The organism is Marinimicrobium sp. UBA4509 (genome assembly GCF_002388575.1).
Taxonomy (GTDB): domain Bacteria; phylum Pseudomonadota; class Gammaproteobacteria; order Pseudomonadales; family Cellvibrionaceae; genus Marinimicrobium; species Marinimicrobium koreense.
In genome coordinates, this window is the sequence record NZ_DGMV01000048.1 from 1 (window position 1) to 639 (window position 639).

The 639-nt window shown below is 59.6% G+C and carries 1 protein-coding gene; it reads right to left on the reverse strand.

The features are described from left to right. Window positions 1-52: 52 nt before the first annotated feature. On the reverse strand, window positions 53-639 hold a 587-nt coding region (locus B3520_RS07500), incomplete at its 5' end, for an MFS transporter (RefSeq protein ID WP_349678477.1).

A 639-nucleotide genomic window follows, 5' to 3' on the forward strand; every position in this document is an offset into this window, starting at 1 on the left:
GCATCCGCCGTTACCCAAACCAAGTACTACTCTCGAAGTACCGAATAAATCGCTACGCACTCTCACCGACCAACCGACGCGGTAACCAGAGGGCGATTATCGCCGCCAGGGCCAAAAAGGCGGCTGAGATCCACAGGCAGGCAATCAGCCCCGCGACCTGATACACCCAACCGGAGAGCACCGTGCCCACGAGACGACCCATCGCATTGGCCATATAGTAAAAACCGACATCCAACGAGACCCCGTCCTCCTTGGCATAGCTGACAATCAGATAACTGTGCAGGGAAGAGTTCACCGCAAACAGCACACCAAAAATCAGCAACCCCACCACCAGACTCACACCTGGCGCAATACCCTGCCACAACGCCAGCGCAATCAACACCGGAATGACCGTCAGAACCGCCGCCCAACCAAATGCGGTACGTCCATCCGGCAAACCCCGCCCGGAGCGCCCCGTGATTTTCGGAGCGACGGACTGCACCGCGCCATAGCCAATCACCCAAAGCGCCAGAAAGCCCCCCACCTGCCAGTGGTCCCAGTCGAACTGGCTGGCCAGAAACACCGGCAACGCCACCACGAACCAGACATCCCGGGCGCCAAATAAAAACAGGCGGGCGGCGGACAGCACATTGACCGCGC